The organism is Kitasatospora sp. NPDC059599, from assembly GCF_042735125.1.
In the GTDB taxonomy this organism is placed as follows: domain Bacteria; phylum Actinomycetota; class Actinomycetes; order Streptomycetales; family Streptomycetaceae; genus Kitasatospora.
The window spans coordinates 96,994-119,083 of sequence record NZ_JBHWCL010000009.1; the positions used below are offsets into that span (position 1 = coordinate 96,994).

15 protein-coding genes are annotated in these 22,090 nt (G+C 74.2%); 8 read left to right on the top strand and 7 right to left on the bottom strand.

Annotation, left to right across the window (positions count from 1 at the left end):
- Positions 1–805: 805 nt before the first annotated feature.
- Positions 806–1,447, bottom strand: a complete 642-nt coding sequence (locus ACFV04_RS05505) for a DedA family protein (RefSeq protein ID WP_380345167.1) — start codon at positions 1,445–1,447, stop codon at positions 806–808.
- A 368-nt stretch (positions 1,448–1,815) separates the two neighbouring features.
- Between ACFV04_RS05505 and ACFV04_RS05510 the strand changes: the two genes are divergently transcribed.
- Positions 1,816–1,995 (top strand): hypothetical protein, encoded by a 180-nt coding sequence (locus ACFV04_RS05510; protein ID WP_380345165.1) that lies wholly within the window; start codon positions 1,816–1,818, stop codon positions 1,993–1,995.
- Between the two features lie 251 nt (positions 1,996–2,246).
- Here ACFV04_RS05510 and ACFV04_RS05515 read toward each other — a convergent pair whose 3' ends face one another.
- Together ACFV04_RS05515 and ACFV04_RS05520 are read right to left on the bottom strand one after the other, a co-directional pair.
- Complete coding sequence (locus tag ACFV04_RS05515) at positions 2,247–3,557, bottom strand: hypothetical protein (protein ID WP_380526999.1); 1,311 nt, start codon at positions 3,555–3,557, stop codon at positions 2,247–2,249.
- Positions 3,558–4,362: 805 nt separating this feature from the next.
- Entirely contained in the window at positions 4,363–4,734 is a 372-nt protein-coding gene (locus ACFV04_RS05520) for a fibronectin type III domain-containing protein (RefSeq protein WP_380527001.1), read from the bottom strand.
- A 514-nt stretch (positions 4,735–5,248) separates the two neighbouring features.
- Here ACFV04_RS05520 and ACFV04_RS05525 point away from each other — a divergent pair.
- A complete protein-coding gene (locus ACFV04_RS05525) occupies positions 5,249–6,124 on the top strand; it encodes a hypothetical protein (RefSeq protein ID WP_380527003.1) in 876 nt (291 codons plus the stop codon).
- Positions 6,125–6,173: 49 nt separating this feature from the next.
- Positions 6,174–6,671, top strand: a complete 498-nt coding sequence (locus ACFV04_RS05530; RefSeq protein ID WP_380527005.1) for a hypothetical protein — start codon at positions 6,174–6,176, stop codon at positions 6,669–6,671.
- Positions 6,672–6,905: 234 nt separating this feature from the next.
- Here ACFV04_RS05530 and ACFV04_RS05535 read toward each other — a convergent pair whose 3' ends face one another.
- Positions 6,906–7,904 carry a hypothetical protein gene (locus ACFV04_RS05535; RefSeq protein WP_380527006.1) on the bottom strand — a complete coding sequence of 333 codons (999 nt, stop codon included), beginning with the start codon at positions 7,902–7,904 and terminating at the stop codon, positions 6,906–6,908.
- Between the two features lie 386 nt (positions 7,905–8,290).
- On the opposite strand from ACFV04_RS05535, the gene ACFV04_RS05540 reads away from it, so the two are divergent.
- Both ACFV04_RS05540 and ACFV04_RS05545 read left to right on the top strand, forming a co-directional pair.
- Complete coding sequence (locus ACFV04_RS05540) at positions 8,291–10,768, top strand: DUF3376 domain-containing protein (protein ID WP_380527007.1); 2,478 nt, start codon at positions 8,291–8,293, stop codon at positions 10,766–10,768.
- 236 nt (positions 10,769–11,004) lie between these two features.
- Positions 11,005–12,129: a GNAT family N-acetyltransferase gene (locus ACFV04_RS05545; protein ID WP_380527009.1), complete on the top strand. Its 1,125-nt coding sequence runs from the start codon at positions 11,005–11,007 to the stop codon at positions 12,127–12,129.
- A 30-nt stretch (positions 12,130–12,159) separates the two neighbouring features.
- On the opposite strand, the gene ACFV04_RS05550 is transcribed toward ACFV04_RS05545, so the two are convergent.
- Positions 12,160–14,919, bottom strand: coding sequence for a LuxR C-terminal-related transcriptional regulator (locus ACFV04_RS05550; protein ID WP_380527011.1), 2,760 nt, complete (start codon positions 14,917–14,919; stop codon positions 12,160–12,162).
- Between the two features lie 146 nt (positions 14,920–15,065).
- On the opposite strand from ACFV04_RS05550, the gene ACFV04_RS05555 reads away from it, so the two are divergent.
- Both ACFV04_RS05555 and ACFV04_RS05560 read left to right on the top strand, forming a co-directional pair.
- On the top strand, positions 15,066–15,221 hold the full coding sequence (locus ACFV04_RS05555) for a hypothetical protein (protein WP_380527012.1): 156 nt from the start codon (positions 15,066–15,068) through the stop codon (positions 15,219–15,221).
- A 137-nt stretch (positions 15,222–15,358) separates the two neighbouring features.
- A complete protein-coding gene (locus ACFV04_RS05560; RefSeq protein ID WP_380527014.1) occupies positions 15,359–16,180 on the top strand; it encodes a hypothetical protein in 822 nt (273 codons plus the stop codon).
- A 186-nt stretch (positions 16,181–16,366) separates the two neighbouring features.
- Here ACFV04_RS05560 and ACFV04_RS05565 read toward each other — a convergent pair whose 3' ends face one another.
- Positions 16,367–16,570 (bottom strand): cold-shock protein, encoded by a 204-nt coding sequence (locus ACFV04_RS05565; RefSeq protein WP_360268486.1) that lies wholly within the window; start codon positions 16,568–16,570, stop codon positions 16,367–16,369.
- Between the two features lie 431 nt (positions 16,571–17,001).
- On the opposite strand from ACFV04_RS05565, the gene ACFV04_RS05570 reads away from it, so the two are divergent.
- Positions 17,002–18,630 carry an alpha/beta hydrolase gene (locus tag ACFV04_RS05570; protein ID WP_380527015.1) on the top strand — a complete coding sequence of 543 codons (1,629 nt, stop codon included), beginning with the start codon at positions 17,002–17,004 and terminating at the stop codon, positions 18,628–18,630.
- Positions 18,631–18,701: 71 nt separating this feature from the next.
- On the opposite strand, the gene ACFV04_RS05575 is transcribed toward ACFV04_RS05570, so the two are convergent.
- On the bottom strand, positions 18,702–21,953 hold the full coding sequence (locus tag ACFV04_RS05575) for a BTAD domain-containing putative transcriptional regulator (RefSeq protein WP_380527017.1): 3,252 nt from the start codon (positions 21,951–21,953) through the stop codon (positions 18,702–18,704).
- Positions 21,954–22,090 lie beyond the last annotated feature (137 nt).

Genomic DNA, 22,090 nt, shown 5'->3' on the forward strand with positions numbered 1-22,090 from the left:
CGGGGGCGGGCAGCCGGTCGTCCCGGCCTCGGGTCGATCACGTCGGCCGGAGCTGACCACCCGACGGCCCGACGCCCGATACCCGACACCGAACCCGGTGGAGGCACCGTGCCTGCCCGTGCCTTCGTCCACTTCACCCTGCGGCCACGCCGCGCCACGGAGGGTCGCGGGCCGGCGGGTGGCGCGGGGCACGGCGTGGGGCACGGCGGTCGCCGTACTCCTGGTCGTGCGGTACGGCGGGGCGGAGCCGACCCGGACGGCGACGGCCGTCGCGGGTACCGGGCCACAACTGCTCGAAGGGTGAGGGTTCGGCCCAGGTACCGGCGGGGCGGCGGCGTGGCCGACGGTCGGGGGCCAGTGATGGCACAGGCCTCCGCCGCCGATGCCCGGCCTCCCGCCGTGGACGACGACCAGGGCGTGGAACACCTCCGCGACGGGCACCGGCCCCGCAGGCCGCTGCCGGCCCGCGGCCGCCCGGAGGAGACGGGCGGCGCGCCGGGCGGGGGCGGTGCCGTCGCTGCGGGCGGGGCGCTCGCGCTGGGCCTGCCCAGTCCCCCGGTGTCGGGGCGGCCCGGGACTTCACCGCTGGCCTGGTCAGCGGCGGCCGGAGCGGAGCAGCACGCGACCGATCGGGGGCCGGGAGCGGGCCGGAAGCGGGCCGGAAGCGGGCCGGGAGCGCCTGACGACCGTGACGGCGCCGGTCCGGTGCACGCCGACGGCGCCCGGCACGGTGGACAGGTCGCAGCCACGGCCGTCGGCCCGGCACGGACCGTTCCGTCCGTACGGCCGGTCGGGGCGGCACGGTTCAGGGATTCCGCCCGTCGCCGTCGTCCGACGGCTCACTGCCCCGCGAGCGGTGCCGCCGCAGGTACCAGAGCAGGAGGGCAGCAGCGATGATCACGGCGATCGCGATCGCGGCGACCCGGCCGACCGTGCCCTCCACCCTGGTGTAGGCGGCCCCGGCGAAGTAGCCGAGGAGGGTGAAGCCGACGCCCCAGGCGATCCCGCCGAGGGCGTTGTAGAGCAGGAACCGGCGGTACGGCATACGGGACATCCCCGCCAGCGAGGGCACCAGCGGCCGGAAGAAGGCGACGAACCGGCCCACGAAGACGGCGGCCGGTCCACGCCGACGGATCAGGTCCTGCGCCGTGCCGACCTGCTTGACATGACGTCGCAGCGGGCGGGTGCGAAGGATCGGCGGGCCGAGGTGGCGGCCGATCTCGTAGCCGGCGGAATCGCCGAGGACGGCCGCGCAGACCACGACCAGGACCATCCAGCCGAGGGAGACACGGCCCTGGTGGGCGAGGAAGCCGCCGAGGACGGCAGCGGTCTCGCCGGGGATGAAGAAGCTGAAGAACAGGGCGTCCTCGGCGAAGACCATGCCACCGATGACCGCGTACACGACCGGGCCGGACAGGCCGCGCAGCCAGTCGGTGATCGAGTGCATCGGCCACACCCCGTCGGCGATCGTGCCTCTTTTCGCTCCAATGTAACGCTTGTCCCCCGACCGGCCCCGTCGGGTGGGGAGGCGGCGGGGCGGCCGTCGACACTGCCCCGGGAACCGACGACGCCGTCACCCACCGCCACCTGCCGTCACTCACAGGTATCCGCCGTCACCCGGAGCGCTCGGCTTCCCGAGCAGGACTGAAGGGCCGGCGACGGCCGGGTGGATCACGGTGAGCGGGCGGCCGTGCGACGGGCGGACCGACGGACGGGCAGACGAGGGCGTAATCCGGTGGCCGCGGTCCCTGCGACGTCCCTAGGGTCGGCGGAATGACACACGACACCGTGGGTCCGGCGACGATCACGCCGGAGATGGCTGATCAGATCCGCACGTGGCGATGCGATGAGGACTACTCCTGGCGCGCGGTGGCCCAGGCCGCGTCCGACCTGTGGGGCTCCGAAGGGGGCGGCAACCAGCTCTACGGCGAGGACCTCTGCGTGGCCGCGGCGAAGCTGCTGGGCGAGAACCCCTACCGGGAGCCGTGGAACTGACGCGCGCCGGACGACCTCCGGAACGGACGAGCGGGCCCGCACGAAATTCGTCCACGGCTCCCCATCGGCCCGGCGTCGCGGGCGGCTTCGTCCTGGACGGCTGCCGGACCGACACGCCCCCGGCCTCTCCCACAGCACCACCGCCCGGCAGATCGGGGCCGCCGCTCGGCTGCGGCGGCCCCGGTCACACCAGGGCCGTCACCAGGCCTCCGGCAGACACTCGTCCGCTGCCAGGCCTGACCTCCCGTCGCTCAGGCGAAGCGGGAGCTGCGCACCGGGCCGGCGGAGCGGCAGCGGTCGCGGGGGCCGGTCAGCCAGCGGGGGGCGACCGCGCGGGCGAAGGCGGCCAGGGCCTCGTCGGGGTCGGCCGGGGTCTCGCCGTCGCCGGGGTCCGGGGTCGGGTCGGCGGTGCGGATGTCGGCCGCCAGTTCCTCGGCGGTCCGCTCGTCCGGCTCGCCGCCGAGCGGCTCCCAGGGCGCGAGGACGGTCTGGCCGAGCACGCCGCAGACGTCGGCGGTGACGCCGGGCGTCTCGGTCCAGCAGGTCGCGTGCTCGTACAGCACCTCGCCCGGTGCGCGTTCGTTCAGGAGGGAGAGCAGGTCGCCGTCCGCCTCGCTCAGGTCGTAGGCCACCACCACGGTGTTCGCCGTGCCCGGGCGGTAGGGCTGGGCGGGCAGGCCGAACAGGTCTGCGGCGGCCAGGCCGAGCGCGCGGTCCGCGCGGCCGGGCAGCAGGGAGACCGACTGCGGGCGTGTCCCGGTCGCCTCCAGGATCAGCCGCAGCCGTTCCAGGCCTTGCCGGCAGAGCGCGTAGCTGTCCTGGAGGAAGGCGTAGCGGCCGGTCATGCCCGCGTCCCAGCCGTACGGGGACAGGCTGGTGAGCAGGCCGCCGGTGAGGGTGAAGTGCCAGGCGCGCAGGGCCTGGTGGTGGAGCGGGTCGGGGTCGCCGGGCTGCGCGGTGGCGGCGACGGACGCGGCGCGGTCGAGGGAGCGGCGCAGCCGGTCGGCGGCCGGTTGCCACTGGCCGGCTTCGGCCGGCAGGCGGTCGAAGGCGGTGCGGGCCGCGGTGGCGTCGCCGGCCATCAGGGTGTTGTAGGCGAGCAGGTAGCGTTCGGGCCAGTCGCGGAGCAGCGCGTCGTGGTCGCGCAGCAGGCCGGCGGCTTCGGCGTGGCGCTCCTCGTCCTCAAGGGCGATGGCGAGTTCGGCGATGATCGGGAGCCGCTGGTCGGTGCGGCCGCGGACCTTGGCGAGCAGGCCGCGTGGCGGTGCGTCGGCCGCCCGCAGCGCCTCGGTGAGGGCGGGGACGGCGAGGAAGGCGGCGCCGCGCCCGACGCAGGCGTAGCCGTACTGGTAGAGCGCGCCGGGGTGGGTGGGCTTGGCGGCCAGGGCGCGGGCGGCCTCGACGAGGTCGTCGAAGCCGCCGTCGGCGGCCAGCCGCTCGACCAGCGGGGCCACCTGGGCAGCCGGCAAGTCGCGTGCGACCGAGCGCAGTTCGCGCATCGCGGCGCCCGGGTCACCGGACTCCACGAGGCTCCAGGCGGTGTCGAGCGAGGTCGTCGTCACAGGGTTTCCTCCGGGGCGGGTTGTCAGGGTGGGTCGGTGTCGTCGTCGGGGATCAGAGGCAGCGGGCGGTGACCGGCACAGGCCACGGGCGTGCGGGGTGCGGGGGCGGGGTGCGTGGCACCGGTGCGACCGGCGGCGGCGCCGGCGCGTGCACGGTCACGCACGCGGGTCGCGGTGGTGCACGCGGCCGCGACCGTGGTGCTGTCCGTGGCAGGGCGCGCGGAACAGGGGCGGCGGCCGGGCCGTGGCGGCGGAGCCGGCTACGGGTGCCCGGTGAGTGGTGGCGAGGGAGCCGGCCGCCGGTCGTCGACGGCGGATGGGGCTCACCTGCTCGGGCGGTGGCCGCCCTTCCTGTTGAGGTCGCGCATGGGGAGGATCATGTCCGAATGCCATCGCCCGCCGCAAGCCGATTGTTCGGCCGGCGACCGCCGAGCCGGTGCGCCGACGGGCATCCGACCGGGATGCCCTGAGCAAGTGTGAACTCGCTCCGTCGCGGGCAGGGGCCGGCGGCGTCGTGAGGACACCTTCCGCTTGTCGGCGGTCGTCACGACGGCGCCTGCGCGGCGCCTCCCCTCACTTCCCCTCCGACTCCAACTCCATTTCCTGGTACGAGCGGTTGCTCGACTTCGTTCTGATGGGACACCGGGACCTCGGCTCGCCGTCACCGGCATACCGCTGACGCCCGCACCAGCAGGTGCTCACGGCTCTGCGATCACGGCAAGGAGCGGCCACGTACACGGCACGGTCGACCACAACCGCGCCCGAACACCCGGTCAGCGTGGCCCGCCGACCGGAGCGCGAGGCGCTAGGCAGGTGTTGTTCCGCACACGTAATACGGTGCGGCACTCGGGTACCACGCCGAAGCGCCGGCAGCGTTGTACGCGCGAACCCGGAAGCACTTGTACGTGTTCGGAGTGACGTGCCAGTTGTCTGCTGTCGCATTCGCGCCGGCCAGGCGGAACGAGATGCCGTCGGTGATCTCGAAGCCGGATTCATTGTTCGAGTTGTCTTGCCATGTGAGAAGAAAGGTATTGTTCGCCGTCGGAGTGACCCTGAGGTTCGAGGGCGGCGCCGGGGCGGATTGCGCCGATGCCGACCCGGCAGGGATGGTGACCGTCGCAATGGCGGCCGCCGCTGTCAACATCAGGTAGGTTCTTCCACTCTTCTTCGGATACATGATCATAATTCCTCGGTGCTCCGCCGATCCCCCGCCATCACGCACAGTAGGTAAATCCAGGCCGGTCCAGGGTTCTGACTTCGTGCAGTCACCGCAACTGTGCGTCCGAGCCGGTTCGCGTAGAACGTGGATCCCTGATTCTCCACATTCATGTTCGGCTATCTCCAGGACACCACAGAATTGCCGTTTTCGGCAGGGGCCCGGAACCGACCGGCTCGGTGCCTCACCCGCCTGTCCCACCCCTGGGAATGGACGGCAGCTCACGGCCCCGTTCCGGGGTCAGCAGGGCCAGAGCAGGGGTCGGCCACCCACTCCAGAGGCGCCAAGTGGTCAGGGCCCAGCGGCTGCCATACCGGCAGAGCGTCCATCAGCGTCCGCCGTGCCCCGTCGGTGTCACCCCATCATCACGGCACCCGCCCGAGCGGCAGCCATACTGCATCCTTGTCACACTGGAGGTACGACCAGCTACCCGTCATCCCAGAACCTGCGGCAATAGGCCGGAGAGGAGACGGACATGTCGACCCCTGTCTCAGGCACGTCGAACGGCCCCGGAGTCCCCGCCGTTCGCGGGGACGGTCTCACCACCGCCGACGGCGTCGAGGGCTTCAGCCAGAACGTCGATCGCAGTGGAGTCATCGGCGTCAACACGGACGGTGTGGGGGTGAAGGGCGTCAGTACCAGCCACGACGGCGTCGAGGGCTTCAGCAAGAACGTCGATCGCAGTGGAGTCATCGGTGTCAACACGGACGGTGTCGGGGTGAAGGGCGTCAGTACCAGCCACGACGGCGTCGAAGGCTTCACCTCCGACCAGCACCGGGCCGGCGTCGTGGGTACGAATACGGGCCTCGGCCCGGGTGTCCTCGGGCAGTGCGACCACGAGGCCGGGGTGCGGGCCCTCAGCAAACTCGGAACGGGTCTGGTCGCCGAGGGCGGCTCGTTCGCCGCGCAATTCGTCGGCACAGTCCAGGTGAACGGCGAACTCGAACTGACCGGCGCCGACTACGCCGAAGCACTCACGACGACCGACCGCTCCGTGGTTCCGGGTGCCGTCGTCGTACTCGGCACGGACGGCGAGGTCCACCCGTGCGACCGAGAGTACGACCACGCGGTCGCGGGCATCGTGTCCGGCGCCGGCGGGACCAAGCCTGCGATCGTCCTCGACCGCCATGAGGACAGCGCCCACGTCGCCCTGATGGGCAAGGTCTGGTGCATGGCCGACGCCCACAGCGCGCCGATCCGGCCTGGAGATCTCCTCACCACGTCCTCGATCAGCGGCCACTGCCGCCGGGTCACCGAACCCGCACGCGCCTTCGGCGCAGTGGTCGGCAAAGCGCTCACCGCGCTGGCAGACGGCCAGGGTCTCGTTCAGGTCCTCGTCAGCCCACGCTAGCGGAAGTCACCTATCCGAACGAGCAGCCAGCAAGGAGGTATCGAGGGACATGTCCGGCCTGCGAGCCGCCATCAGCAACGCCCGGCACAAGGGAGTGCTCCCCGACTTCCCTGACGGGAACATCGGGGCCCTGGCGAAGGAACTCGGCCTGCCGAAACCGGTGCTGGTCAGCCAGCTCATCAAGACCCTGAACGCCCTGCAGCCCAAAGCCACCGTGCCCGGCGGGCAAGGACAGCCCGGGCATCCCGCCACGGCTCACATCGATGTTCAACTGACCTTCCTTCCGGGGCCGTTCAACGATCTCCGCGTCTCAGGGAGGAACTTCGCCAACCTGGAATCCGTCGAGGTCACGGTCCAGTCCACGACACACTTCGGAAACGGCACGGACTCCTCGGGCGGAAACACGACTCCCGTCAAAGCCGACGAGACCGGGGCAATCGATATGACCGTCGCCGTCTCCTGCCCCGTCGGCGGGACGACGACGCATCAGGTGACGGCACGGGGATCAAGCGGCAGCCTCTCCAACACCGCCGCCGTGTCCTGCTGAAGACCCCGAGCCTCCAGCAGACAGCCCGGCAGCCGACCGCCTCACGCACAGAAACGTCGACGAGGTGGGCCTGCGGATCAGGTTCTGCAGCAGGCGGGCACCAGGGAGCACACCACCACAGGAGCAGCGGACCGCCGACCGAGAGCCCGATGCCGAACTCCCTTGCGATGTAGGCAAATTCACGGCCGATGTACAGGCAGCCGCGATCCGAATGAAAGACCCCCAGTAGCCCGCTCAGTCGTCGAACCACACGACGAGGCGCACGTTGTCGTCACCGTGCTGTGCCGCGAGTGCATTCATGGCTCTCCAGACGGGTTGCCACTCGCCGGTTTCGGTGACGGCGTCTCTGCGGCGGATGGTGACCGATCTGTAGAGCGTGTCCCCGACGAGCCACTCACTTCCTTCAGGCCACTCCCGGTCTTCGCCTCTTTCAAGACCGACAGCGTCGGCGAATGCAGGACTCCAAGCAGCCTTGCCTGTCATCCTGAGCCCGTTCGGAGTCTGGCGGTACTGGTGTAGCCGGCTGTCAGGCTTCCCTGCGAGCTCGTCCCAGTCAACCGCCTTCACCTCGTGCCACGCGATCCATGTGGCGCCGTGAAAGCCGTCCTCGCCGTACCACTCGGTCAGCTGCGCGAACCGCGCAATCACGGTGGCCGAGGCGTCGGCGGGCAGCCCCCGGCCCGCGGCCAAGGGACGGAAGTTCGCGTAGTTGCGGACCCCGAAGAGACAACCGAACGCATCGTAGTCACGGCCCCCGTAAAGGGAGCCGAGGTCGTGTGCGGTATACCAGGTCGGCTCCTGAGTGTCCTGCGGCGCCCGATATTCGAGGAAACCACTTATGTCTGTACCCATGCCAGGCATTCTTCCGACCCCGTCAACTGATTTCGTCTGCACCGGATCGACGACCTGCGCGTATGTGAGCTGCCTTGCCAGGAGGGCCTGTGGCGAGGAGCCGCGCCCTGCATCCAGATCGGGCCTTCCGGCCAGTGCATGAACCGCAGCTCTGACCGTAGCCCGGTGTACACGGTCCTGACCGGAGCCGACGGCATGTGATCCGAACGAAACGGTCTGGAAGTTGTAGTAGTCCTCCCATTCTCGGAGCTTCTCGTTGAGGACGCCGGTGTCGTCGATGACGACACCGGCGAGCATGCGGTAGAACTCCTCGGCGTCGATGCGGTGTGAGCGTTCGACCTCGCCCACAGCACCGTCGCCCGGCCGGCCCACCGCGGCCATGCCTGCCACCACGTCAACGTCCGTCCATCACCAGTCATGCCTCGAAGCTCGCACCGACCGCCACTGTGCGGCATCGACGGCCGGGACGATCCGCCTCCCCCCGCGGGGGGAGCGATCTCCGGACAGTCCGGCCCCTGTGGACGACCGGAGGGCCCGGGGTGTCGGGCGACGCCCACGGCGGACGCGCTTCGGGTGGCCGGAGCCGACTGGGCTCGGGTGGTGCGGTGGCAGCTGCGGAACGCCTGATCTCCCGGTCCTCCCGGTCCCGTCCGGCCTATCGCCCCGATCGCCACCTGCGGCGATCGGAGCAGTCCGGTGACCCGATGGGGTCGGTTCGACGCGCCAGCCGGGTAGTTCGTTGACAGATGGTCCCTATTCTGTCCGCCATGGCAGACACGCGCAGCGACACGGTCGGCACCGCGGAAGAGGTTCGCCTCGCCCTGGTCCTCAACGGCGGGGTCAGCCTCGCCGTCTGGATGGGCGGTGTGACCCATGAGCTCGACCTGCTGCGGCGGGCCTCCCGCGGCGACCCCGTGGAGTCCGTCGACCTCAAGGACCGGTCGTCGTTCCTCCTCTGGCAGCGGCTCACCGCGGAGAAGGGCAAGCGCGTCCTGATCGACGTCATCGCCGGCACCTCGGCCGGCGGGCTGAACGGCATGCTGCTGGCCGCCTCGATCGGCCGCGGCGCCGGGCAGGCCGACCTCCGCAAGACCTGGCGCGAGGCGGCCGAGCTGGACCGGCTGCTGGCCACCGACGCCTCCGGCAGTCTGATGCGCGGCGAGGTGATCGAGGAGACCCTGGCCAAGGTGGTCCGGGACATGGGTCAGGACTCCGGGCAGGCCGAGCCGGTCACGCTCTTCCTCACCGCGACCGCGCTGGACGGCCGGCCGCAAACCTACGCCGACGGCTACGGCGGCGAGTTCGACGTCCGGGACCACCGCCGGATCTACCGCTTCCAGCACGACCCGCAGTGGCTGACCTACCGGCGCGGGCCCGACCGCGCCTGGCGGATCGAGAGGCGCCCGCGCACGGACTTCGCCGGCGACATCGGCGAGCGGAACTCCGCCCTGGTGCAGGCCGCCCGCGCCACCGCCGGGTTCCCGGTCGCCTTCGCCCCCGTCCACGAGTTCCCGATGCGCGAGTACCGCGAGCAGCCCAAGGGCATCCCGACCAGTTGCGTCATGGACGGCGGGGTGCTGACCAACGAGCCGTTCCGGCCCGTGCTGGACGCCATCGGTTCCCGCCGCATGGACGGTCAGGTGGAGCGCATCCTGGTCTACGTCGCCCCCTCCTCCGGACTGGTTCCGCAGGAGAAGATCGGCCAGACGGCGTGTCACGACATCCTGTGGACCGAGGCCGCGACGAACGCGATGGCCTACCCCCGCGAGAGCAACCTCCGTTCCAGCGCCGAGGACCTCTCCAACCGCCTGAGGACCAGCGTCGGTGACGTCCAGGACCGGCTGTTCGAGCGCCTGAGCGGCCAGGGCGCCGGGGAACTCGCCGATCAGCTGCTGTACCACGCCTCCGCGCTCATCGACGAGTACCGCCGCGGCCGGGCCGCAGCCGTGATCTGGGACGCCCGGCAGATGATGGCGAGCTCCCAGCGTGCCACCTCGCTGGTCTCACTGCCCCAGGCCAACCCCGAACGCGTCCTGGACCAGTGCGTCAGCTGGCTCCCGCCCGCCCGCGCCGAACCCGTGGACGCCGTCGCCACGCCCTTCCACGACCACTGGCGGTGGGGGATCAGCCCGGCCGAGCGGGTCATCCGGCTGCTGATGGTCGCCCTGCACGACCGGGTCCGTGCCTGCCCGCAGCGGCAGGACCGGTTCCGCCCCACGGTGGGCGAGATCAGCGAGCAGCTGCGCATCACCCTCGCGGTGATGGATGCCGTCCGGGCCGACCTCTGCGAGCTCGCGCACGCCCAGGACTCCGACGTCGGCGTCGCCGACGAGGTCTGCAGGGTCTTCGAGGAGATGAAGCTCCCGGAGACGCTCGGCGCGGCCGTGCGGACCGCCGCCCGCGCGTACCACGAGGCCCTGCGGCTGATGGGCGACACCCGCTGGGACACGCCGGAGGAGCTGGTCTCCTGCTGCCTGGCCGTCGAGGTGCTCACCGACGCCTTCGCCCCCGTCTCCCGGGTCGTCGAGCCGCTCACCCCACGGTTCAGGTTCCTGCGGCTCGGCCCGGACGACCTCGGTCCGCTCTTCTGGAAGGACCAGTACGCCGACATCGGCGCGCGCAAGCTGTACGGGCTGCGGCTCAACCACTTCGGCGCCTTCGTCAACGAGGCCTGGCGGGCCTCCGACTTCACCTGGGGACGCCTCGACGCGGCGCACCACCTCCTGCGCGTCCTGATCGAGCACTCCTCGTCCGAGCGCCGGCGGTGGGAGAAGGAGCTCCACACCGCCATCCTCGCCGGGGAGATCGACGGCGAGCAGATGGAAGCCAACCTCGACCAGCTCAAGGGGGAGGACTCCGTCCTCCTGGACGACTTCATCAGGACCGAGGAGGGCACGCACGCACTGAGGAAGGCCACCGAGTCCGCCCTCCGGCTGGTGCTGAGCGAGCCCCCGGTGACCGAGCGCCAGGGCTCCACCCAGCGCGTCCTGCACCGGGTCAGGCCCGCCCTGCGGGCCGCACTCGACGCCGACCACCGGCCCGCCGGGTTCTCGCAGAAGGTGCTGCGCTTCCTGCTCCGGCGGACTCGCGCCCAGCTCCACACCCGGCCGATGCCGACCGACCTGCGGCAGGCCGTCCGCCGTGACCTCGCCGGGGTCCGGCGGGTCGGCATCGGCCTCGCGGTCCTGTGCGCGGTGCTCGGAGCCGGGGTCGCGCTCGCGATCGCGCTTCCGCTGGTGCGGTAGGCGTCGGGCCCGACCGCCCGTCCGACCGTCCGACCGCCCGACCGCCCGACCGCCGGGCCGGGGGCGTCAGGCCGCCGGGGCGCGGAGCAGGGCGGCGCGGCCGCCGGTGGGCGCCCCATGACCGGTGACCGGCGGGCCGGTGACCGGTCACATTACGTCGGGGTGACCGATGCCCGCCGGACGGCCGTCGCCGTAGCGTCGGTGACGTCACCCCGCAGCAGAACGAAAGCAGGACCTTGCGCCGGCTCACCTCCTACGTCGACACCACGCTCGACGGCTACATCGCCTGCCCCGACGGCCGGTTCGACTTGTCCCGGGCCCCCTTCCTCCCCACCGGGTTCACCCTGACCGACTCCCGGGTCTTCGACACCGGCGCCACCGTCACCACGTACACCGAGGAGACCCGGATGCTGTTCCGCCCCACCACCGAAGCCGACCTCGACCGGGTCACCGCCGTGACGGTGGACGAGCCCGTCGGCTGGATCGACGCCGACCGCTACCTGGAGGAGCTCGGGGAGGGCATGTACCGCCCGGAGTGGACCTGGATCGCCGAGCAGGACGGCCGGGTGGTGGCCCGCGCCCTGTGGTGGGGGCAGGCGAGCAGCGAGCACCCCGTCGCGCTGGACTGCCTGTACGTCGATCCCTCGGTCGCCGACCGGGCGGCGGTCGGGGCCGGGCTGATCCGCGCCGGCCTGCGGGCCTTCGCCGAGCAGGGCGCGGCCAAGCCCCCGCTCTACAACCTGACGCTGCCTCCGGGCCGGCGCGAGGACCCGGCCGTGGTCGCCGCCACCGACTGGCGCCGCGACGCCGCGCTGGCCGCCGGGCTCACCGACGTGGTGGAACGGCTGCGCCTGGAGTGGACCCCGGAGGCCGGGCTGCCCACCGCCGGCGGACGGCTGGTCTTCACCGAGGGCACGGACGAGGAGTTCCTCGACGTCTTCCGCCGGATCGCGGTCGGCAGCCTGGACGGCGAGACCCGCCGCACCCTCGCGCTGGTGGGCGCCGAGGCCACGGCCCGGGAGGAGATGGACTTCTACCTCGGCTGCCCCGGGGAGCGCTCGTGGTGGCGGCTGGCCCGCACCCTCGACGGCGAGGTCGCCGGGCTGGCGCTCCCGTCGGCGACGCCGTACAACCGCAACGTCGGCTACCTCGGGGTGGTCCCCGAGCTGCGCGGTCAGGGGTACGTCGACGAGGTGCTGGCCGAGATCACCCGGGTGCAGGCGCAGGCGGGGGCGGAGCTGATCACGGCCACCACGGACACCGACAACGCGCCGATGGCGGCCGCCTTCGCCCGGGCCGGCTACCGGATCGCCCAGACCCGGCTGATCTGGTCGGCGCCGGAGTCGGCCCCCGCCTCCTGAACCCCGGCCCGGCGCCGGGCCCGGCCCGCCTCACGAGGCCAGCAGGCCGGCCAGTTCGGTGCGGGAGCCGATGCCCAGCTTGGGGAAGGCCCGGTACAGGTGGTGCCCGACCGTGCGGGGGCTGAGGAACAGCTGCGCGGCGATCTCCCGGTTGCTCGCCCCGGTCGCGGCCAGCCGGACCACCTCGCGCTCCTGCGGGCTGAGCAGGCTGATCGGCCCGTCCTGGCGGGTGGTCAGCACGGTCTCTCCCCCGGCGGCGCCCAGCTCCGCCCTGGCCCGGTCCGCCCAGGGCCGGGCACCGAGCCGTTCGAAGTCCTCCCGGGCGGCGCGCAGCCGGTCCCGGGCGTCGATCCGGCGGCGCAGGCGACGCAGCCACTCCCCGTACAGCAGCGCGGTACGGGCCCGGTCGAACGCGCTGCCGCCCTCGTGCAGGGCCAGTGCCGTGGTGAAGTGCTCCTCGGCCGCGCCGTCGGGGCCGGTCAGCGCCCGGCACCGGGCGGCCAGGGCGGCGAGCGCGGGCCGTCCCAGCGCGGTGGCCCACGCGTCGAGCTGCCGCGCGGCGTCCGCCGCCCGCTCCGGGCGGCCCGCCCGGACGGCCGCCTCCACCAGGTCCGGCAGCAGGGGCAGCGAGAGCAGCGGATGGGCCACCTCGCGCCGGGCCGCCTCCAACTCCGCCAGGGCCGCTTCCGCCCGGCCCAGGCCGAGTTCGAGCAGGCCCAGCGCCCACCGGGCGTCCGCCGTGGCCCGGCCCACGCCACGCGGCCGGGCGTAGGCCAGGGCCTCGTCGGTCAGCGTACGGACCTGCTCCTCCTCGCCCCGGAGGGCCGCCGCCATCGCCAGGACGGCGCGCAGGTGGGCGGCCCGGTGGGCGAGGTCGTAGTACTCGGCCAGCCCGAGCGCCTCGGTGCCCCGGGCCGTCGCCTCGTCGTGGTGGCCGAGCGCCAGCTCCGCCCTGACCAGCAGGTCCAGCGTGGTGGGCAGCCAACCGCTGATGCCCTGCTCCCGGCAGTGGGCGACCGCTCCGGCGGCGGCCTGTCGCGCGGCCTGGTGATCCCCCGTCAGCTGACAGTAGATCCCGGTCATCAGCCGGTCCATCACGCCGGTGCCGGCGTCCCGGCTGCGCTCCACGAGCTGCCGCAGCGCGTCGAGCGCGCCGGGCACGTCACCGCCGAACAGCCGGGCGGGCACGGCCAGTACGGGCAGGTCGGGGGCGCGGGAGGCGATCTCCTCGATCAGCGCGGCGTTCCCGCCGGACCAGGCCGCGTGGACCGCGTCGGTCAGCAGTGAGGCCGTCGCGTCCGGGCGGTCGGCACCGGTCGGGTCGACGCGGGTCGGGTCGACGCGGGTCGGGTCGATACCGGTCGGGTCGACGCGGGTCAGGTCGACACCGGTCGGGTCGGCGCTGTCGAGCAGGATCCGGGCGGCCCGGTCCGGGCTGCGGTAGCCCAGCTCGACCACCGCCCGGGCGCGCGCGAAGTCCGCCGCCACACCCGGGTCCGCCAGCGGCAGCCGCACCTGGTCGGCCAGCGCACCGCACCGCTCGTCCTGGCCGGCGTCGGCGGCCTTCCGGGCCGCCTGGACCAGGCGGCGCGCCCGCCGGTCCGGATCCGCGGTGAGCTGCGCCGCGCGTTCGTACGCGGCGGACGCGGACGCCATCGCCTGCCGGTTCCCGGCCCACTCGGCGACCCGCTCCAGTTCCTCGGCGACCTGCTCGTCCGGTCCCGTCGACGCGGCGGCCAGGTGCCAGGCCCGCCGGTGGGCCTGGCCGACCGCCCCCAGGGCCTCGGCGAGCGCCCGGTGCGCGGCGATCCGCCGGGCGAGCGGGGCGCTCCGGTAGGCGGCGTAGCGCACCAACGGATGCCGGAAGCGCAGCAGTTCCCCGGACAGGACCACCAGCCCGGCCCGTTCGGCGGGTTCGAGATGGTCCAGGGCCGTGCCCGGCTCCCGGGCGGCCCGCAGCACCACGGCGAGACTGCCGGTGTCGTCGGCGGCGGCGACCAGCAGCACCTGCCGGGTGGCCTCCGGCAGCCGCCGGATCTGCTCCAGGAACCCGTCCTGGATGCGGCTCGGCCTCCCGGTGGCCGCCTCCGGCAGCGCCAACGGGCCGATCCGACCGGCACGTTGGGCCGGGGTGAGCGAGGCCGACAGCTCGATCAGGGCCAACGGGTTGCCGCCGGCCTCCTCGATCACCCGGTCCACGACGTACGGAGGAAGACCCGGAAGCAGCTCGGCGGCGGCGGTGCGTTCCAGTCCCTCGACGAGCAGCCCGGGGAGTCCCTTCACGGTCGCGCCCGGCGCCCCGTCGCGGACCGCGAACAGCATCACGACGCCTTCCGCCCGAAGTCGGCGGGCGGCGAAGGTCAGCATGTCCACCGAGGGCTGGTCGACCCACTGGGCGTCGTCGACCAGGCAGAGCAGCGGGCCGTCGGCGGCGGCCTCCGACAGCAGCGTGAGGACGGCGAGGCCGACGGTGAAGCCGTCGCGGACGCCGTCGGCCGTCAGCCCGAAGACCGCCCGCAGGGCGGCCGCCTGCGGCCCCGGCAGCGCGTCGACGAGGTCCAGCACGGGCAGGAACAACTGGTGCAGCCCGCCGTAGGCCAGCTCCATCTCCGACTCGATGCCCTCGACGCTCAGCACGCGCGCGCCGTCGGCCTGCCCGGTGGCCCAGTCGAGCAGGGCGGTCTTGCCGATCCCGGCCTCGCCGTGGAGCAGCAGCGCGCCGCCGGTCCCCTGCCGGGCGTCCGCCAGCAGTCGCCCGATCCGGTCCCGCTCCGTGTTGCGCCCCCGCACGATGTGCCCTGCTCCCGTGTACCGATCGTCCTCCGCCCGGGCCACCCGGCGCCGTACGGGGGCGGCCGGAGACCGCCCCGGTGATCCTCTCATCAGGCACCGATGCCGTCCCGCCGGACTTCGGGGTCCCCGCTCGGAGCGCCGAAGTGGCCGTCACCGGAGTGCCGCCCCCGGTCGCCCCGGTCGCCCCGGGTGACGGCGACGGCGACGGACAGCCCGACCTGTACGCCGTCCCCGCCGACCGGCACCTGCTGACCTTCGACGGCGTCACCACCCCGAAGGACCTCGGCGTCCTGCGCTGATCCCGGTGTCCGGGGCCCGTCCGACCGGACGGACCCCCGGCCTCGGCACCCCCCGCGGAGCAGGACCGCCGGGTTCGGACGCCGGCCACCGAGGACGCGCTTCAGGTGGCCGGAGCCGACTGTGTTTGGGTGGTGCGGTGACATCTGCGGAACGTCTGATCTCCCGAGCGCGGCACGGCGGACACCGGGAGCTGCTCCCCGAACTGCTCGCATCGGCCACCGATCCCGCCACGCGACCCGACCCGGCGTGGAAGGCCGGAGCGGCGGCCGTCCAGATCCTCTGCTGGGAGGACCGCTTCGCGGAGGCCGGCGAGCTGGCGGAGCTGCTGATCGGACGTCAAGGCCCGGGCGGCGGCGCCCTGTGCGACCAGGACATGCCGTTCGACGAAGCGTTCCTGGTCGCCCAGCTGTACGCGGACGTGCCCGCACAGCCCCGGCTGCGCGCCACGGCCGACCGCGTCCCGGAAGGCCGGATCCTGCGGGACCGGCTGCTCTGGCTGGCCGAGCAGCTCGATCACCGGCCGGTCGAGGAGTTGCTGCCGTGCCACTACGACTGGGGCGGGCCGCTCGTCCCCCGGGAGGGCGTGATCGGCGAGTGGCTGCTGGACCGCGACTTCGCGGCGCTGGAGCCGCGGGAGAAGCGGGTCGCCTGGGAGGCGATCGCCCAAACCAACGACTTCGCCCGCGGCCGCGCGCTGGTCGGGTCGCTCGGCGAACTCCCGGAGCAGTACTACCTCTGCCTGTGGCTCGCCGGCTGGTACGCCGTCGAGGGTGACCTCGCCGGCGGCGAACGGATGCTGCTGGCCGCGCACGATCGGTGGTGGCCGTACACGAGCTGGGAGGCGCTCCCGACCTCGGAGGTGGTGCAGCCGACACTGCGGCGGGTCGTCACCGACCGGGTGCGGCAGCACTTCCTCACCAGGCCGGCCGGTCCCGAGGCGGCCGGCCGGCCGTCGTAGCGGGACCCGGCACGTCGGACCCGGCAGGTCCGGCAGGTCCGGCAGGTCCGGCAGGTCCGGAACGTGGAGCTGACCGCCCTGCACCCGGGAGCCGCGGAGGAAGCGGTACGCGGCCTCCGTGCCGGTGGAGACGGACGGGCGCCCCGCGCACGGGTGTGTGCGGGGCGCCCGTTCGTGTGCGCGGGGTCAGGCAGGGCGGATGTGCTCCGCCTGCAGGCCTCTCTGGCCCTGCACGACGTCGAAGGCCACCTTCTGGCCTTCCTGGAGTTCACGGAAGCCCTGGGCGTCGATGTTCGAGTAGTGAGCGAAGACGTCGGGCCCGCCGCCGTCCTGCTCGATGAAGCCGAAGCCCTTCTCGGCGTTGAACCACTTCACCGTGCCGGTAGCCATGCGCTTCTCCTTCGTGGGCACTGATCGGGCTCCACTGGTGCGGGCCCGGAGGTGATCGCCTTGGTCCGGAGACGCGCTGAACAGCAAGAACGCCCACGGCACGTAACCGCGGGCGAGAACTTCGGAACCACGACTGCTTGATCAAAACGTTACACCGCGGTGGATCGAACGGCCAGGGATGAGAACCGGACCCCGCGCCGGGCAGATCCGCCGCCACACCTCCCGGTTCGACGGGCGCTGCCGGCGCGTTTCCGGACGGCGTCAGACCCGCCGCCCGGGGTCTGCCAGTCGTCTGCCAGGGGTCTGCCCGGGGGTGCCAGCGGTCTGCCAGCGCATTGCCAGCGGGGTGCGGAACCGTCGGACGAGCCGGGGGTGCGCCGCGACCGAGGAGCGCGGACGACCGCCCGGCCCGTTGACGAAAGGGCTCTCGCGTGACTCGCACCTCCCCTCCCACCGGCTCCGCCCCCGGTCCGCGCCACCCCGGGGCGTCCCGCACCGCCACCCGACGCGCGGCCTCGTGGAGGCTCGGCGCGGGCGCCGCCGCGGCCGCGCTGCTGGCCGCCGTGTGTCCGGCGACCGCCATGGCCGCGCCCGACACCGCCCCGGTACCGCGGCTCGCGTGGGCGACGTGCGGGGACGGCTTCGAGTGCGCGACCGCCCGGGTGCCGCTCGACCACGACGACCCGCGCGGCGCCGGGATCGACCTCTCCGTCATCCGCCACCCGGCGGACGACCCGGCGCACCGGATCGGCTCGCTGTTCTACAACCCCGGCGGCCCGGCCGTGCCCGGCACCGCGGCCCTGCCCGTGATGCTCGACCGGTTCCCCGAGGAGGTGCGCAAGCGCTTCGACATCGTCAGCTTCGACCCGCGCGGCACCGGCGGCAGCGCTCCCGTCCGGTGCTTCGACGACCCGGCGGACGAGCAGGCCCTGCTGGCCGGCACCGCCGCCGGCTATCCCGAGGACGCGGACCAGCAGTCGGCCTGGGTCACCGCGTACCAGCGCCTCGCCCGGCAGTGCGCGGCCCGCAACCCGGACCTGCTGCCGCACGTCTCCACGGCGAACGTCGCCCGGGACATGGACCTGCTCCGCCGCGCGGTCGGCGACCGTCGCCTCACCTACCTGGGCACCTCGTACGGCAGCTACCTCGGCGCCACCTACGCCGGCCTGTTCCCCGACCGGGTCCGCGCCGTGATCCTCGACAGCGCCCCGGACCCGGTGGCCTGGTCGACCGGCCACGGCGGGCAGGCCGCCACCACGGGCGCCCTGCTGCGCAACGGCAGTGACCTGGCCGCCGGCCGCGTCCTCGACGCCTTCCTCGACCAGTGCGCCCAGGTCGGCTCCGGGGCCTGCGCGTTCTCCGCCGGGACGGCTGCCGCCACCCGAGCCAGGTACGACGAGTTGCTCCGCCGGCTGCGTGTGCGGCCGGTCGCGGTCGGTGGCGCGACCTTCACCGCCGGCGCGGCCGTGGAGGCGACGATCCTCTCGCTGTACGCCGCGAATCCCGTCCCGGGCTTCCTCGGCACCGGCTGGACCGGGCTCGGCGCGACGCTCCAGACGCTGTGGGCCGCGACCGAGGCGCCCGCCGCACCGTCCGCGCCGCTGCCGCCCGTCCTCCACCGGTCGCCGGACCAGGCGCTCGCGGTGGCGTGCTCGGACAGTGCCGATCCGCCGGCCCGGGCCGACTACCCGGCCCTGGCGGCGTCCGCGCGGGCCCGCTCCGGCGAGGTCGGCCCGTACTTCGCCTGGGCGGACGAGCGCTGCGCCGGCTGGCCGGCCCGTGACCGCGACCGGTACGACGGCCCCTGGAACCACCCGACCGCGCGGCCGATCCTGGTCGTCGCCAACACCGGCGACCCGGCCATGCCCTACGAAGGGTCCCGCGCGATGGCCCGTTCGCTCGCCCGCGCACAGCTGCTGACCGTCGACGGCTACGGCCACACCGTGCTGGCCAACCCCAGTGACTGTGCCGCCCGGCACGAGGCCCGCTACCTGATCGACGGTGTCCTGCCCGCCCCCGGTACGGTCTGCGCACCCGACCACCGGCCGTTCGGCGGCTGATCACGCGTCCGCCCTGCCGCGCCACCCGTCCCGGGTGGCGCGGCAGGCGCAGGCCCACTCCTGACGAATCGTCAGATTGCTTCCAGGATCGCCGATTCCGGCCTCGACAACGCCCGGCCGCGCTCCCAAGCGGCCCGGAAGCCGGACTCCCCGAGCATCTCGGCGCAGCCGTCCAGGACGGCCCGCAGCTCCGGATCTCCCGCGTCGTGAGCCCCGCGGAGGCCGTACGCGGCGCCCAGCGCCGCCGCGCCGCGGGCCGCCTCGCCGAGCGCGAGGCAGTGCTCCGCGAACCCCTCCAGCACGTCCGCCCGCACCGGCCGGTCGCCGCTGTCCGCCGCGAGCTCCAGGGCCCTGCGGTGCAGCGGGCCGGCCGCGTCCGGCGTGCCGCGCCGCTGCCGGATCCGGGCCAGGCCGCTGTGCAGCAGGGCGAGCAGGTGCAGCCGCGCCGGGGCGCCGGGGCCGGTCGCGGGCAGCCGTTCCAGCCGCCGCAGCGCCTCCTGCTGGCCACGCAGGGCCGCGTCCAAGTCGCCGACGCGCCGGTCGAGTTCACCGAGCGCGTAGTGGACGGCGGCCTGCAGGTGGGGGTCCCGGGCGCGGTCGGCGGCGGCCAGCGCGCGCTCCAGGTCGGACCGGGCCGCAGCCGGTTCGCCGCGGCGCGTCCGCAGCCGGCCCGACAGCAGCAGTGCCAGCGACGCCTCGCCGCGGCCGCCCGTCTCGGCGTCCCGCTCCCCGGCCTCCGTCAGGGCGGCGAGCGCCTCGTCGGCCGCGCCGGTGACGGACAGCAGCGCGGCCAGCGTGACCAGCGCCATGGCCAGCCCCCAGCGGTCGCCCAGCGCCCGGAAGCTGTCCACCGCGGTCCGCAGGCGGTGCTCGGCGGGTCCGATCCGGCCCTCGCCCAGCTCGATCCGGCCGGCCACCAGGTGGGCGGCTGCCCGCGTCCACCGGTCGGGGTGCTCGCCGTACCGCTGCGCCGTCGTGCCGACCGCGTCCGGCGGCCCCGCCATGGCGAGCAGCAGCGCGGCGGCCAGGGCGACCGGGTGATCGGCCTGCTGGGCGGTGATCAGCGCCGCACCCGTCGCCTCCGGCGGGACCACGGCGTCGCCGGGCTCCCGGAGCGGGGCGGTGAGCTGCAACAGGATCACGCACAGGGCGTGCGCCTGCTCCAGGCCGGGCGGCGGGGTGCGGCCGTGGACCGCGAGGACGGCCGCCGTCCACTCGCCGGCTTCCCGGCTCTGACCACGCATCAGCCAGGGCCAGGCCCGGGCGGCCGTCAGCCTCAGCGCGTGCTCCGGCGGGCCGACGGCGACCGCCCGGCGCAGCGCGGCGTCCAGGTTCCCCTGTTCCGCGTCGAGGCGCGCCAGCCAGCCGATCTGGCCGTCCGTCCGCAGCCGGGGTTCGGCGGTCTCGGCGAGCTCGACGAACCGGCGCAGGTGGGCCGCCGCGGTCGCGTCGGCCTCGCCGGCTTCGACGAGCCGTTCGGCGGCGTACGCGCGGACCGTCTCCAGCAGCCGGTACCGCACCGCGCCGGTCTCCCGGCCGACGACCGCGACCAGGGACTTGTCGGCCAGGGACGCCAGCAGGTCCTCCACGGCCGTCGGGTCGGGCGCCGAGCCACCCGGCCAGTGCCCGGCGCAGACCGGGTGCGCGTCTCGCAGGGCCGCCCCGCCGGCGAACACGGAGAGCCGTCGCAGCAGGACGCGCTCGTCCTCGTCGAGCAGCTCCCAGCTCCAGCCGATGACGGCGCGCAGCGTGCGGTGCCGGTCGGGGGCGGTGCGGGAGCCGCTGTCCAGCAGCCGGAGCCGGTCGTGCAGCCGGGCCGCGACCTGCCCGGGGCTCAGGGCCCGCAGGCGGGCCGCCGCCAGTTCGAGGGCCAGCGGCAGGCCGTCCAGTTCCCGGCAGATCCGGACGACCGGCTCGACGGTGTCGTCGTCCAGGGAGAATCCGGGGCAGACCGCGGCGGCCCGCTCCGTGAACAGGGCGACGGCGGGGTGCGCCAGTGCCTCCTGCGCGGTGCCACCGGGTTCGGGCACGGCGAGCGGCGCCACCGGCCAGAGCACCTCGCCGGTGACGCCGAGCGGTTCGCGGCTGGTGGCCAGCACGGTGAGCCGGGGCGCGGCGGCCAGCAGGCGGTGGGCCAGCCGGGCCGCGTCCTCGATCAGGTGCTCGCAGTTGTCCAGGACGAGCAGGACCTCACGGTCCGCACGCTCTTCCAGGGCTCGGACGATCCGGTCGACGGGATCCCCGGTCTGACCGCCCGTGGGCAGGCCGCCGGCCGCGACCCCGGTGTCCGCCGGGCGGCGGACGGCGGCCAGCACGGCCCGGGCCACCGCGTCCGGCCCGGCGGCGCCCGCGAGTTCGGCGAGCCGGACGTCCGTCGCGGGCGGTGCGGCCGTCGCGGCCGCGATCGCCAGCCGGGTCTTGCCGACACCGCCCGGCCCGGTCAGCGTCACCAGGCGGGAGCGGTGCAGGCGTTCACGGATCGCCGTCAGTGCCTCGTCGCGGCCGACCAGGCCGGTGAGCCAGGTGGGCAGGGCGGTACGCCGGGCCGGGTCCGCGGTGGTGGCGGAGGTCGGCCTCGGTGCGGGCGGCGTCCCGCCGGACAGCACCTGCAGGTGGACGTCCCGCAGTTCGGCTGACGGGTCGGCGCCCAGGTGCTCGGCCAGTGCCCGCCGGGTGCGCTCGAACACCTCCAGCGCCGCCGCCTGTTGCCCGTCCGCGTGGAGTGCACGCATCAGCCTGACGGCGGCCCGCTCGCGCAGCGGGTGCGCGACGCACAGCCCGGTGAGTTCGGCGACCAGGCGCGGCAGCGGGCCGGGCGCGCCGAGGGCGAGGAGGGCGTCGGCCCGCTCCTCCACCGTCGACAGCCGCAGCTCCGTCAGCCGGGCCGTCGGCGCCGCGACGAACCCCGCGCCTTCGGCGTCCGCGAAGGGCGTTCCCCGCCACAGTTCCAGTGCCCCGTCCAACAGCGCGACCGCGTCGGTGAACCCGCCCGACGCGAGCGCCGCCCGCCCGGCCGCGACCCGCTGCTCGAAGTCCCAGGCGTCCACGTTGCTGCGGGGCAGGTCGAGCAGGTACCCGGCGGGGTGCGTGCCGATCACCGCCCGGTCGTCGCCCAGTGCCCGGCGGAGCCGGGAGACCAGGGACTGCAGGGCGCCGGCCGGTTCCTCCGGCGGGGTGTCCCCCCAGAGGTCGTCCACCAGACGCTCCCGGGTGACCACCCGCCCGGGGTCGAGGGCCAGCCGGACCAGGAGCAGCCGAAGCCGCGCCCCGCCGACCCCGGACGCCGACCCGTCCGCACTCCGTACGACCTGAAGTGGCCCCATGACGTTGATCCGCACCCCGCCCGCCCCCGCTCAGCACCAGCCGACATCCAAGATCATTATCCCGGTGTCCCGCCGGGCCGGATCCGCGGGGCACGGCCCGGCGCGACCGCCGACGGCGGCCGGTGCTCGTCCTCCTC